At 55.0% G+C, this 13205-nt stretch carries 11 protein-coding genes; 5 read left to right on the top strand and 6 right to left on the bottom strand.

The features are described 5' to 3' along the window. The first annotated feature begins 73 nt into the window (after positions 1-73). Together DYY88_RS07185 and DYY88_RS07180 are read left to right on the top strand one after the other, a co-directional pair. Complete coding sequence (locus DYY88_RS07185; protein WP_130199359.1) at positions 74-1447, top strand: hypothetical protein; 1374 nt, start codon at positions 74-76, stop codon at positions 1445-1447. A 395-nt stretch (positions 1448-1842) separates the two neighbouring features. Next, positions 1843-3309 carry a sensor histidine kinase gene (locus tag DYY88_RS07180; protein WP_052288612.1) on the top strand — a complete coding sequence of 489 codons (1467 nt, stop codon included), beginning with the start codon at positions 1843-1845 and terminating at the stop codon, positions 3307-3309. A gap of 64 nt (positions 3310-3373) precedes the next feature. Here the strand turns inward: DYY88_RS07180 and DYY88_RS07175 are convergent, their stop codons facing one another. The 5 genes from DYY88_RS07175 to DYY88_RS07155 form a co-directional block, all read right to left on the bottom strand. After that, a complete protein-coding gene (locus DYY88_RS07175) occupies positions 3374-3790 on the bottom strand; it encodes an ExbD/TolR family protein (RefSeq protein ID WP_039728729.1) in 417 nt (138 codons plus the stop codon). Positions 3791-3867: 77 nt separating this feature from the next. Continuing rightward, the gene (locus tag DYY88_RS07170; RefSeq protein ID WP_039728730.1) at positions 3868-4281 is read right to left on the bottom strand and encodes an ExbD/TolR family protein; all 414 of its coding nucleotides are present in this window, start codon (positions 4279-4281) and stop codon (positions 3868-3870) included. A gap of 20 nt (positions 4282-4301) precedes the next feature. Then, positions 4302-4997, bottom strand: coding sequence for a MotA/TolQ/ExbB proton channel family protein (locus DYY88_RS07165; protein WP_039728731.1), 696 nt, complete (start codon positions 4995-4997; stop codon positions 4302-4304). 404 nt (positions 4998-5401) lie between these two features. Then, positions 5402-6310 carry an alpha/beta fold hydrolase gene (locus DYY88_RS07160; protein WP_039728732.1) on the bottom strand — a complete coding sequence of 303 codons (909 nt, stop codon included), beginning with the start codon at positions 6308-6310 and terminating at the stop codon, positions 5402-5404. A 534-nt stretch (positions 6311-6844) separates the two neighbouring features. Beyond that, positions 6845-7825 (bottom strand): nitroreductase family protein, encoded by a 981-nt coding sequence (locus DYY88_RS07155; protein WP_052288613.1) that lies wholly within the window; start codon positions 7823-7825, stop codon positions 6845-6847. Between the two features lie 261 nt (positions 7826-8086). Here DYY88_RS07155 and DYY88_RS07150 point away from each other — a divergent pair, with 261 nt between their 5' ends. After that, complete coding sequence (locus DYY88_RS07150) at positions 8087-8620, top strand: GAF domain-containing protein (protein ID WP_044151381.1); 534 nt, start codon at positions 8087-8089, stop codon at positions 8618-8620. Between the two features lie 92 nt (positions 8621-8712). Here DYY88_RS07150 and DYY88_RS07145 read toward each other — a convergent pair whose 3' ends face one another. Then, positions 8713-10968, bottom strand: coding sequence for a putative PEP-binding protein (locus DYY88_RS07145; RefSeq protein WP_039728736.1), 2256 nt, complete (start codon positions 10966-10968; stop codon positions 8713-8715). A 424-nt stretch (positions 10969-11392) separates the two neighbouring features. Here DYY88_RS07145 and DYY88_RS07140 point away from each other — a divergent pair, with 424 nt between their 5' ends. Both DYY88_RS07140 and DYY88_RS07135 read left to right on the top strand, forming a co-directional pair. Further along, complete coding sequence (locus DYY88_RS07140; protein WP_207223311.1) at positions 11393-11908, top strand: ComF family protein; 516 nt, start codon at positions 11393-11395, stop codon at positions 11906-11908. A 305-nt stretch (positions 11909-12213) separates the two neighbouring features. Continuing rightward, a complete protein-coding gene (locus DYY88_RS07135; RefSeq protein ID WP_044151382.1) occupies positions 12214-13029 on the top strand; it encodes a sulfite exporter TauE/SafE family protein in 816 nt (271 codons plus the stop codon). Positions 13030-13205 lie beyond the last annotated feature (176 nt).

Here is a 13205-nt window from a genome sequence, read left to right as displayed (position 1 = left end):
AGCCCGAATAATGTCAAAGCCCTCTGCTCTATCAACTGTTAAGCGATCGCTGAAGCGATATCTTTTACCATTCATGTTGCTGTTCTCGTTAGGATTGCACGGCATGATTTTATTCGTGCCGACCGCACCAGATGAGGATGAATTGTTACCCCCTCCTGACCCTGAGGAGGAGGGGATTACGGTGACCAAAACTGCGCCACCTACTTCTCAGCGATCGACGAACAACCCTGAGACCACGAGCACCACAGATGCCAGACCAAGGGCCAATCAATCAGCAAGGACGGCGACGCCTAGCGGCAATTCGGTTCAGGCATCGGGGGCAGCACGGTCAAGAGAGACCAGTGGTAATTTACGGGCGAATAACCGCCGCGCCACCACTAGCAATGCGCGACGTAGGGAGACGCGACCTGCGGCTAATCAACGCCGTAACTCGCCTCAGAATGCGTCGGCGAGAAGCGATCGCACTAACTCGTCTCCAGTCGTGCCCCCGCTCAATAATCCCAATCCGCCGCCACCGGCCCCCAATGCAGGCGCGGTGGCAGGGCGGCGACAATTCCTTAGCTATGCTGACGTGTTTGCCACTTATCAAGGGCTAAATCCGTTGACCGCAGAAGAAACCGCTGAGCGGCAATCAATTTGGCTCAGCAGTTTTACCGAGCAGGGCAACCCCTACAGCAACTTAAAGATTCAACCGTTGACCGAGATCGAGCCCATCCCCTATGAGGCCAAGATTTGTCTACCCAATGCCCCTGAGATGGCGGAACTGCTGGTTTTGGTTGAAGCAGATGGCACCGTCAACAGCGATATCATGACTCTGCGATCGTCTGGGTATCGTCAATTTAATCAGGCGGCCCGAGCCATGGCAGAGCAGCATACCTACCCCAGCCAGGATCTACCTCAGGCCTACTTGGTTCAAATCATGGTCGATTATGACCCAGCAGGGTGCCAATGGCCGCCTGCAGGTACGGACTTGCCAGACGACTATTTTGCGGTGTTAGAAAGTTATGTTGGCCCCACATCAACCACTCTGTCTGAAGCGCGGCACAATCAGGCAGAGTGGCTGAATTCACTGGCTAGAGACGAGGCGATCGCGAGTGCAGAAGTGGCCGCAGAAAATGTTTTAGAGGACTTGGCAGACCGCGTTACTTATCCCGATAACATTTGCCTGCCCATCGAACCGGAAGAAGCCCGCTGGGGAGTGATGGTGAATACCGATGGCCACTTGCAAGGCGAGCCCCAACTACTACGTTCTACTGGCTATGCCGTGTTTGACGATCGCGCCAAAGCGCTGGTGGAAGATTTTGAGTTTCCCACAGCAGCCACGCCTCAGGCTTATGTCGTTGTTGTGCAGACCGCCTACAACGGGGTCAATTGTCAGCCGCTAACGTCGCAGGCATTTGATTTGAGCGACTCAAATTCCGTGTTCTACGCGAGCTTTCTGCGTTGACAGAGTCGTTTGGCAAGTCCTGAAATCTTGCGATGGCTCAAGTCTCCATGGCCATCGATAAACCTGTCGGCGGTGCCCAATATGGTTGGTATAGCGCCGCGTAGATAGCTCCGTACATCCCCAGGCTGCGGAACAAGGGGCTTAAGCTCCTTGCCTGTTGGTACCTTACTGCGGACTGCTATATGGTCTGGCTGATTCTTGGTGAGTATTCTGCTGAGTTGAACGGGCTCAAAGCTTAACCTGACCTTAGCCATACGTAAACCTGGAATCACCCTGTGCAGGTGGATCTGAGTGGTAAGTTGGGGGTGGGTACGTAATTTTAAATACCTCAAACGCTGAGGTTTATAGTCAGGGCGTCTGCGTCATCGTGATGATTCGTTTGCTACTTGAATGTTATGGACGATCTCCGGATTGACTCAACCTTAGAGAACCTGCAGCTGCATCATTTTGGGGTCAAGCCAGCCACTCTCGGAAGTGTAATTTTTCAAGCTTTAGAGCGCGACCCTGTGTTGCCAGGCGTAATTTTGTTGGCTCGGGATGGTCGTTTGCAGGGCGTCATCTCTCGTCGACATTTCCTTGAGGTGATCAGCCAACCCTATGGTCGCGAGCTTTTTTTGCAGCGATCAGTGGCAACATTGCATCGATTTATTACGCACAATTATTTGCGACTATCGGGAACCACAAAGATTACCGAGGCTGCCCAACACGCGATCGCTCGTCCTTCAGACCTGTTGTATGAACCCATTGTCGTTGAATCGCAGCGGTCACCGACTCAACCGTTTTATCTATTAGATGTGCATGACTTGTTGCAAGCACAATCGACAGTGCATCAGCTGACCACTAATCTGCTGGCGGAAAAAACTCGCGCGGAGCGGATGCAGAGCGAGAAGATGGCGGCGCTAGGCAAAATGATGGCGGGAGTGGCCCACGAGATTCGCAACCCCGTCAACTTTATTTGGGGAAATCTCAACTATTTTGAGGAGTATACCGAAGATTTAATTACTTTGATTCAGGCCTATGAAGAGGAGAGTATATCTCAAAGTGACTCACTTAGAAAGATCAAGAAAAGCATTGACTTAGACTATATTTTGCGTGATTTGCCCCAGCTTTTGCAAAGTATGAAAACCGGAACGGACCGCCTTCGCAATTTAGTGACGAGTCTGCGAACATTTGCCCGGATGGATGAATTGCAGCGAGACTTGATCGATATTCATCAGAGTTTAGATAGTACGCTGCAAATTTTAAATAATCGCCTAAAAGAAGGCGTTACTGTTCACAAACAATATGCTGATAGCCTCCCCGAGGTGTCTTGCTTTAGCGGTCAGATGGGTCAGGTCTTTATGAATATTATTAGCAACGCCATTGATGCATTGTTAGCGCACCAGGCGGCCTTATCACAGTCAGCTGATGGGTCCACTAATCGTGAGTCAGCTTCGCCGTTATCGCGGGTCGCCGATACGTGGCAACCGTGCATCACGCTGACCACTCACCAGTGCGATCGCCTTCCGGCAGAGATTACTCGTAATATGCAGGAGCCCCCTCTCACAGACACCGCTTGGATCTCGATTCGCATTCGGGACAACGGGCCAGGCATTCCCGCCGCGATTCAAAGCAAGGTATTTGACGACTTTTTTACCACCAAGCCAGCGGGCGATGGCACCGGACTCGGCTTGCCGATTACCCGACAGATTGTGACCGAAAAGCATGGCGGTCACTTAATTTTGCGATCGCCCATCCCGAGTTCAGACCACACGGCATCCCCGTCTATGCCAGGCACCGAGTTCGAAATCTTCCTCCCCACCCAAGTTGACCCGCCGAGCAAGGCTACTGCCCGCTCGCCCGATTTGGCTCACTGGGCATAAAGGTCACCCCGGTGGCGTTTTCATGCCTTGGCGAGTTCTCGGTAAGGCATCACAGCTGCACGGTCTATTCCACCGCGAGGGAGACACGGTTACCGCCAATGTCGCGCAAATCGGTCAAGAACACAGCAACGTCGTCGTAGGGTAAGTTTTTATCTGCTTTCAGGAGCAGGGTACCGTCTGGATTTTCAGCAAAATGGGCGCGAATGCGCTGAGTTAGCTGCTGAAAACTTATCTGTTCGTCCTCCAAAATAATGTTGCCATCGCGCTCGAGACCGATGATGAGGGCTTCGGCCTGGACGGCGGAATCCACTTCGGCATCAGTGCCTTCGACATTTTCAGGAATTTCAATGCCGATCAACTGTCTGCCCGTCAAGGTCATGGAAATGATGATAAAAAAGGTCAGCACGGTCATCAACACGTCCATCATGGGCACGAGGTTGACTTCAGGGATCTTAGAGGCGGACGAGCGAGGACGACGCATGGCAGGCAGGGAGAATGTAAGGAAGGGGGCAGTTGGGCTGGCTCGGCTAAGAAGTGCATGAGATGTCGATGAGCCAGTTATTCTTCGATCGCGAGCGACACGCGATCGCCCCCGATGGCGCGCATTTCGCCCAAAAACTGAATCACCTGTTCATAGGGTAAGTCGCGAGCGGGCAGTAGATAGACCACATGGTCCGCATTTTCAGCCAAGTAGGCCTCCATTTCGACTTTGAGGGTTTCTTTGTCAATGGGATTTGTATTGACTGTGAAGCCACCATCAGCCTGCATTTCAACAATGAAAGGATTGGTGGTGGATGGCGTGGGGGGAGACTCTTCGGGCTGAGCCGCCGGTAGCTGCATGTCAATGGCTTCTTCGCTGCCGAGGGTGAGGGTAACGACAACAAAAAAGGCTAGCACTCCCATCATGACCGTCAGCATCGGAATCAGGTCAATTTGGGGGGGAGCAGTGTCTCGGGTTTCGCGAAAGCGCATAGCGGCGAATGGATTAAGCGTTAATAGCGCTCAGCCACGAAGGGCTCGGAGCGCGGGGGCTGAGCGGGATGATCGACGGCAGAGAGGGCCGGTTCGTACCAATATTGTCGATAAATGAGCTCTAGTTCGTTGCCCGCTTCGGAGAAATAGTCCATCTGTTGCCCTTGAAATGTCACCATAATGCGAAACACTAACAGGGCTAGAATGGCCACGACCATGCCGGCCGCTGTGGTGATGAGCGCTTCCCCGATGCCGGCGGCGGCCTGGGAGGTGTCGGTGTTGCCGCCGCCGCCAATATTGAGATTATTAAACGTGGCGATGAGGCCCGTCACTGTGCCCAATAAGCCCAACAACGGGGCCACGGCAACGATAGTTTCGAGCAGTTTGTCACCCCGTCGCATCTGCACAAATTCTTTGTCGCCCGCATTTTCGAGGGCAAGCCGAAAGGTCTCGGGGGAGGGATTTTTGAGCCGCAGGGGGGCCGATAGAAAGCGCCCGACGGGGGTATCGTTAGCCCGGGCCGCGATCGCGGCCGCTTCATCCAAGTCCTGCCGCGCGGCTTCCAACACTTCATTAACGACCTGGCTTTCGCGTTTGAGCAAACTTGTCCAAAACCAGGTGCGTTCTAAAGCAGTGGCGATCGTTAAGACCGAGCAGCCCAAAATGGGCACCATTACGGGGCCACCCCTCGCCAAAAAATCAAATACAGTCGTCATATAGGCTCTAGTGAAAGCGGAATTTACGAGTCACTCTGGCAATCAAAGCGGGCTTTAATCCAGCAGAGTCTGATGCCTCATCCTGTCAGTCAGAATAACGAAAGACCTTATGTCAAAGATTAACAGAAGTCCTTATTGAGTTTAATTCCGGTTTAAGACAGTGACACTCGGAGTTGGTGACAGTCACACTAGCGGCTTCCAGTCGATTCCAATCCAGATGCACAGGCGACTGGAACACCCTATTGAAGGCTCAATCAGGTTTGACACACGCAATTTGCCTGAGAGCGCTGATCATCAAGCTGCTAGAAGCGATGGTCGGGTTTGCCATCAGGGACAAGGCCAACCATCGCAAAGTAGAATGACGCTCTTGCTAGAAAAAGTTCCGGGCAGATGGACCGCGATCGCTAAGCCGCAGGAGTCAGAGTCTGTAACCAGTCAAGGATGAGCGGATTCACGACCTCGGGGCGTTCATCGTGGGGACAATGGCCTGTATTCGCAATGGCATGAAACGTGACGGCTGGAGCGTTCTCGTCATTCGCCTCACTCAATTCGCGATAAATATCGGCCCCTTTGATCGGCGTCCAAGGGTCATCTTCGCCCCAGAGGACTAAGAGTGGTTGCTGAATCTGGGGCAATAGCTCCTCAGGTTTGGGGCCGGGGGGTGCCGCCAAAATGGAGGCAAACACTTTTTGTGCCCCCGGATCGCAAGACGGGCGATATAAAATCTCGACAAGCTCATCGGTGATGGCCTCACGATTGCCATACACCTGCTGCAGCGACCCACGAATGCGAAACTTGCGGCGCACTTCGTTAAAGACGAACGGCCCGAGCAAATTGGAGTTCACAACTTTGCTGAAGGCACCCATCACCATGCGCAATGGTAAATTCAGCTCTTCGGGTCGATGATTTAACCCGCCAGCACAGTTGAGCAGCACTCCGGCCTGGGCCATCTCGGGGGCGTGGGCCAACATCATCAGGGTCATCAGGCCGCCGATCGAGTTGCCTACAAATATTGCCGGGCGGTTGATATGGGCGCGCCAGTAGTCTTGCAGCAGGGTTTCCCACAGCTCTAGGGTGTAGCTCAGGGGGGGCTTATCAGAAGCGCCAAACCCCAGCAGGTCGATCGCGTGTACCTGATAGCCAGCGGCAGCCAGGGCAGGTATATTTTTACGCCAGTGACCGATGGACGCACCAAACCCGTGGATGAGCACCAGCGGTTGGCCCTGGCCCTGGATGGTGTAACAGATGCGATGGCCTTGCCAATTCCAGGTCAACGGTTCCAGGGGGGCGGGCGCGGTGAGTTGAGCTGTCATAGAGCGGAATAAATGAGGATTAAGTGAGGTGATTGATTAATGCTTAACAGTATAGGGGTTTGAGAAGACCTTGCTGCCGGGAGTAAGCAGGTTAGAGCGCTGGGTCGCTACTGTGCGGGAGCGGGTTTCACAGCGGATTTGGAAACTGTTATCGTGCTTGCTGAATGTAGAGCAATGCCGTCAGTTAGAGAAGTTGCTCAAGCTGGATAAGAATACCAGAGCGACTGGTCTCGACCAGTTGAGACGCTCTCCTACACGGCGCAGTGCCCCGGCGGTAGTCTCGGCACTTCACCGGCTGCGGCGGATACGCGCCATCGGGGTTGGTCAGTGGGTACTCCCCAGTGTCCCACCCAGTCGGCTAATAGTCCTTTAACGGAAGGCATTCACCTCGCGTGTCCAAACGATTGAGCGGATGCCCCAGTCCCGGCGGATAGCAACCCTGCTGGCTTTTGCTAGGGATGTGGAGGCAACCGCTCAGGATGATGCGCTGGCGATTTTGGAACTGCTGACCAAAGACTTGCGCTCAAAAACTACTCAACCCCCGATCACGGCATCCAGCGATCGCCGGAGGGAGCGGGGCATCTCGGCCCCCCGTCCAAACCGCACCACGAGATCAGGGCGACCAGCAGTCAACCCCAACGCCCTGGCAAACGCGGGTCGCAGATTCACTTCCTCCACGGGCTGGTTGATAAAGGCATTGCGAATCCCCAGGGCTGTTGCCTGCAGGGCAAACCGTTCGTAACAGCGACCTGCTTCTACCCAATGGGGCGGGTCATCCACCTCGGAGACAAAGACGGCAATGCCTGAGGAACTGCGGATATAGCGGGCGATTTTTTCGTTCTCTGGCTGCACCCGAAATAAGACTTTGGACAACAGAGCCCCGAGCCAGCGCGGAATCGGCGGATTGCCCGTGGCCCGTCCTGACAGGCCATCGCCAGTGCGGATTGCCTCCTGGTCATTGAAGCGGATCCAATATTTCAGCTCCTCCATAAACGCCGGGTTATTGAACTGGGCGGTGTTGCCCTGCACCACATAGTCCAGCACGGTTTCCATCGCTGGGGGTGACGTCAGCATGAGCACCCGCACACCGTCCCCCATCCCGGCCATCTCTAGCTGGTGCAACTCTTCAGGCGTAAGGGGGGTACCGTCGTACTCGGCACGGGTGCATTGACGGTGTGGGATCGCTTTGAACAGGGGGGTGATGCGCTTTTCTGTCGATTGGAACTCGATGTGCACAGCGCCCTCGCCCGAGGGGACAAAGTGACATTGGGCCGATAGTCCCTGGGCCAGAAAGCCCAGGCAGCCCAACAGGTTGAGAAATCGTCCATCATTTGCCGGATTCATATCACTTCTCCGATATCGATTGGAGCCTCGATAGAACCGCCCTGATGGTTTGCGGAACGGGGCGATCGTGGGGATTGCAGGTCGCTCCTTAATGCTAATCAGCGAGGCGGGTTGTCCTGCCAGCACATCCTGCTCAATGATTTGGCGCAGCCGCTCAGGTTCCTCAAACACGGGACGATGGGCCGATTGGGGGGATGACCGTAAACACGGGACGATGGGCCGATTGGGGGGATGACCGTTCGGGACTGATGACCCACAGCTCTAGGATCTAGCTCCTAACCTCGGCTCCCTCTAAAACGATGAAGCTGACACACATCACAGCTTTGCCTAAAGTTATGAAGCTGCTCTAAGCAAAACCGGGTCTCTGGTACTGGACCGATTAAAGTGGAACTGAGCTGTAATCATAACGTTCGCTTCGGTTTATCCATAACAATGCCTGAAAGGTCTACCCGTCATAGCTGGTCGGACGCTGATCCCGGATTGCGCCACACCCTCATTCGCCTAGCGCAAAGTCTAGAGCGAGATGCGATGGTCGAGCAAGTCACGACTGACCTGCAGCATCAACTACAGGTGGATCGGGTGGTGCTGTATTACTTTTATCGGCAATGGGAAGGTCAGGTCACCTTTGAAGCCTTGAGTGACCCGCGCTATTCAATCTTTGGGTCAACCGGCCCCGATGAATGCTTTAACGATGAATATGCAGAGCTTTATCTAGCCGGACGAGTGCGAGCGATCGCGGATATCGAAGCTGAACCGATTGCCGACTGTCATCGCGACTTTCTGTGTGAGTTGCAAGTACGGGCGAATTTAGTCGTGCCGGTACTAATCCCGACTGGTCTTTGGGGGTTGCTCGTGGCCCATCACTGTCAATCAGTGCGTCTTTGGTCAGAAGCGGATATTGCGTCAATGCAAGCTGGGGCTGAGCATCTCGCCACGGCCCCAGCCATTCGGGGCGAGATGACTTAGCTGGAATGGTTGCCCCGCGCCACAATCACGATTATAGAACTGCGATCGCGGCTCTGGGGACTGTGCGCAGGGAGGGAAATTGGCCCTGTCAATCAACGGTTGGTTTCGGCCTGCTGGACAATTTGGGCAGCGAGGGCGAGGGCTGAAACATCGACGGAAAGGCCCGTCACCTGTTGGCGCACCGCCGCCGCGACAAATTCTGGATGATGGGTGGGTGAACTCCCGCAGAGGCAGCAGGAAATGCCCGCCTGCTGAGCGGTGTGAATTAATTGCGCGATCGCTTGTTGCACGGCGGGGTGCGTTTCATCGTAGGGAGCCGTAAACACGGTTTGGTCGCGATCGATGCCCAATAGTAGTTGAGTCAGGTCGTGGGTGCCGATGGCGATGCCTTGGATGCCCGCTGCGACATACTGCGGTAGTTGAAACAGCACCGACGGCACTTCCGCCATCATCCACAGGGCAAAGTCAGGCTGCTGGTGTAGCCCCATCGCGGCGATCGCAGTTTGGCAGTATTGGACTTCTTCTACCGTGCGCACGAAGGGCAGGATTAGCTGCAGGTTGTCATAACCCTGGTCTTGCAACCGTTTGAGCAACGTTAACTCTAAACCAAAGAATTGGGGGTGATGGTGATAGCTAAAGGCCCCCCGCACCCCCAGCATGGGATTGGGTTCTACCGCTGGGGCACCGGCTAATTGGGCAAATTCGCTGGTGCGAATATCGAGGCTGCGATATCGCACAGGGCGGGGATGAAACGCTTCGAGAATGGGGCGTAACTGCTGCTCCAGTCGTTTTAGCAAGAGTTCTTTTTGGCCGGTAGCTAGCCAGTGATAGGGATGCTGGCGTTCGAGGACGGGCATCATCAGCCATTCTGACCGGAGTAAACCAACTCCGGTGACCGGCAGGGCCGCGATCGCAACGGCAATCTCTGGTTGGCTCAGGTTAACCCAAATTTCCGTCTGGGTCGGGGCTAACTCCACGGTGGGCAACGCTGGGGCCGGGGGCACACTGGGCAAATTGGGCAATCGGGTAATGAGTCCGCGATCGCCGTCAATTTCGATGGCTTCACCGGGTTGCAGGCGAGTGGTGGCATGGGACAACCCCACAATCGCTGGCAGCCCCAGTTCGCGGGCCAACACAGCGGCATGGCAGGTCAGCCCCCCGCGCTCAGCCACCACCCCACTAGCCGTTTTCAGCAGGGGAAGTTGGTCGGGTGCGATTTCTGACGCAATGATGATTTGTCGATGGGCCGACATGGGGGCGGGCTGATCGGGGGCCAAAATTAAGGCGTGACCTTGGGCAGTGCCAGGGGCGGCACCCCGCCCAGCCAGCGCCTCGCTGCTGTCAGATTTTGATAATGTGGTCTGAGCTTCATAAGGTTGCAGCGGCCAGGCATACAGCTGCGAAATTTGCAGGGTGCCACTTTCGGCATGCTGCAGCCATTCCAGATGCAGCGGCTGCTCTGACCACTGGGTCAGCTCCTGTGCCAAACTCCACAACGGTTGCTCAACTGGGTCTGGCACCGTTAACTGGAGGCGCGATCGCTCCACTTTAGTCAACCCAGACTCGATTAACGCCGGAACGTTGTCGTCGGGGCGATTAGGCGGACGGTAGAACGTTTCTTGAAAGCCTACTTGCCAGGGAAAATGGGGCAACTGCGGCAATTTGCCAGAGAAGGTTGCCGGACAGCATTCCGCTAAGGCCTGAGGCAAACCTTCCACAGCGGCGATCGCGATCGTAGCGGGGCGGACGGTCAACGTGCCGGAAAAAGTCGCCGGTTCCACGGCCTGCACGATCACGGCCAAGTTCACCATGGCGGGATAATGCGCCTCTGTGTCGGCCTGAGTTGCTCGCCAAAACCGCCAAAAGGTCAGGCTTTTAGCATCGAGGGCCGAAAGCCAAACTTGTTTGAGAGCGGCTTCCAACGCTTCTGGGTCGGCCCAACAAACGGGCGCCGCCAGCATTTGTCCCCAGGGCACAGTAGCAACTTGCTCGCCGAGCCATAGGGATGGCAACAAACGCACGGCAGGCGTATTAATGGCTGCCAGTAGCTCGGCCCAGGACAAGTCCAGTGGGAGATTGAGGAGCGGTTGGCGCAGACGTTTTGCTACTTGCTGCACGGCATATCCGGTGGGCTCGGTGGTTTGCCACAACAACTGGGGCCAATCGGTTAGCAAGGGCTCCCGCGCTTCGAGCTTCTGCAAGGTCTGGTGAAAATACGCTGCCGGAATCACCCAACTTGGCGGCACAGCGTGCCCAGCCTGCTGAGCACGCTGCAGCAGACTGGCTGATTCCCCAACTTGCGGTGCCTGCACATCAGTCGTGGGGGTAATTGGCAAAAAACAGGACATATAGCCGGCAACTGAGTCTACACAAAGACAACCCCAGCGCCCCTGCCCAACAGTGTAGGGGCGCTCTCACTTAATGGCAGTAAATCACGGGTGCTTGTATCAACCCGCAAAGACGCTGAAGCATCTGTACCGTTCAGTCAATCGATGTCTGAGATCGTTAGTTTTACCCTAGGCGCAAACACTCTCGTGTCAAGACAATGGTAAATACCGCAGCAGTGAGTAAAGGCAACGTGACACGCTTCTATTAAATTCCTCAATCATGTTGACCCAGTCTTTAAGATCATTTACTAATCTTTTTCTTCAGCAGCCCTGCCCGCTGTGCGATCGCCCTTCTCCCCAGGCGCTTTGCCCTAATTGCTGGGCTCAGGTTAGTCGCACCGCCCCATCGCAGCCATCTCAGACTGCCCCCCAAGCCCTGCCCGTATTGACTTGGGCAACTTATCAGGGAGCCTTAAAGCGGGCGATCGCAGCCCTCAAATATGATCAGCATCCTGAGTTGGCGTTGCCGCTCGGCTCGGCCCTGGGGCAGCGTTGGCAGCAATCTCCCCTTACTCGGAGATCGCCCCTGGTCGTACCCATCCCGATGTTTGCGGCAAAGCAGCGCGAGCGGGGTTATAACCAAGCCGAGCTAATCGCCAAAGCGTTTTGCCATCAAACGGGCTTGACGCTGGTACGCCAGGGCTTAGTGCGACAACGGGCCACTGCGCCTCAATTTGGCCTGGGAATGGAGGCCCGACGGCAAAATTTGGCAGGCGCATTCTCTATGGGAAAAGCGTTTCAACAGCGACCACAACAGCCTGTTTTATTGTTGGATGATATCTACACGACAGGCACAACGGTTCAAATCGCGGCTCAGGAACTGCGGCGTTGTGGCATTTCTGTATGTGGAGTGGCCACGGTCGCTCGTGCCGTGATGGAGCAAGCCCAATCCGAACAGTGATGCCGCTGAGTGATATCGTCAATGTTTATGACAGCAACCCTTGCAGTTTCCTGCGAATGATTGACTACAGTTGATTTGTCATCACACCGCTGAATTGCGATCGCGACTTACCATTCCTAGCAGAGCCAGTGAATTGGCTGAAACAGTGGCAAAAAGTTAAGCAATAATGAAACTATCGTCACCGAGACGTCGGTTCCCCTAGTCAACCGATGAAACGAGCATGAAGACTCAGGGGCGATCGCGGTGACATCACCAAACACCTCTCGAAAGGAGTGGCCATACTCAAGATGCTATCTGGTGGAGACATGACGTTGTTTGCCGGGTTGGGGCTGACCGCAGGAATTTTGTCGGGTTTGTTTGGCATCGGGGGCGGCATGGTGATTGTGCCCGGCTTGTTTTATCTGTTTCGACTGCTGGATTTGCCCCATGAGTGGGTGATGCACCTAGCGGCTGGCAGTGCCATGTGCATCATGGTCTTTACCTCGGCGTCTTCGGCCTGGTCGCATCATCAACGGGGAGATGTGCAATGGTCCCTCTTTCGCCGCATCTTGCCCGCGATCGCGATCGGGGTCGTTGCCGGCAAGCTAGTCGCCAATCACTTGAACTCCGAGTGCTTAGAATGCGTGTTTGGCCTTTTCCTCGTCTTCATTGCCCTCAAAATCTTGTTTAATTGGCTGCCCAAACCAGACCAACCGGGTGAACCGAGCCCGCCACTCACCCACGCCGTGGGCACTGTTTTGGGGTTCAAATCTGGCGTTTTGGGAATTGGGGGCGGGGCCATTAGCGTGCCGTTTCTGCTCTATTCTGGTTTGCCGATGAGTCAGGCCAGCGGCACCTCCGCCTCTTTCACCTTGCCGATCGCCCTCGTTGGCACCCTGAGTTGCCTGACTTTGACCATTCAAGATTTGAGCATTCCCTTGGCAACCGGCACCATCTACTGGCCCGCTGTGGGGTTAGTCGCTCCCTTCACGATGCTCGGCGCCCCCCTCGGAACTCAACTTTGCCATCAAATCGCCGCTCCCAAACTCAAGCGCGCTTTTGCCATATTCCTACTATTTTTAGGCGTACGACTATTGCTCGAAGTCGCTCAAACCTTTATTCGGCAGGAGGCTATCGGCTAGTTATTAAAAGCCGCAACTAGGTTAAGGCGCAGTTGTCAGCGATCGCCAGAGCAACATCCACAACTCCAGATAACTATTGCTCCTAGTGCAGCGTCAAAGCTTGATTTTAGGGTAGACAGAGGTCAACTTGCTTCTGGCATCATCAACTTTCATCTGCCAATCAACTCCTCGCTGAG

The organism is Leptolyngbya iicbica LK, assembly GCF_004212215.1.
Lineage (GTDB): Bacteria > Cyanobacteriota > Cyanobacteriia > Phormidesmidales > Phormidesmidaceae > Halomicronema > Halomicronema iicbica.
This window is presented reverse-complemented; position numbering and strand designations above follow the sequence as displayed.

Coding starts and splice junctions, on each gene's coding strand:
- DYY88_RS07185 (WP_130199359.1), top strand. CDS start 74: ATGTTGCTGTTCTCGTTAGGATTGCACGGCATGATTTTATTCGTGCCG.
- DYY88_RS07180 (WP_052288612.1), top strand. CDS start 1,843: ATGGACGATCTCCGGATTGACTCAACCTTAGAGAACCTGCAGCTGCAT.
- DYY88_RS07175 (WP_039728729.1), bottom strand. CDS start 3,790: ATGCGTCGTCCTCGCTCGTCCGCCTCTAAGATCCCTGAAGTCAACCTC.
- DYY88_RS07170 (WP_039728730.1), bottom strand. CDS start 4,281: ATGCGCTTTCGCGAAACCCGAGACACTGCTCCCCCCCAAATTGACCTG.
- DYY88_RS07165 (WP_039728731.1), bottom strand. CDS start 4,997: ATGACGACTGTATTTGATTTTTTGGCGAGGGGTGGCCCCGTAATGGTG.
- DYY88_RS07160 (WP_039728732.1), bottom strand. CDS start 6,310: ATGACAGCTCAACTCACCGCGCCCGCCCCCCTGGAACCGTTGACCTGG.
- DYY88_RS07150 (WP_044151381.1), top strand. CDS start 8,087: ATGCCTGAAAGGTCTACCCGTCATAGCTGGTCGGACGCTGATCCCGGA.
- DYY88_RS07145 (WP_039728736.1), bottom strand. CDS start 10,968: ATGTCCTGTTTTTTGCCAATTACCCCCACGACTGATGTGCAGGCACCG.
- DYY88_RS07135 (WP_044151382.1), top strand. CDS start 12,214: ATGACGTTGTTTGCCGGGTTGGGGCTGACCGCAGGAATTTTGTCGGGT.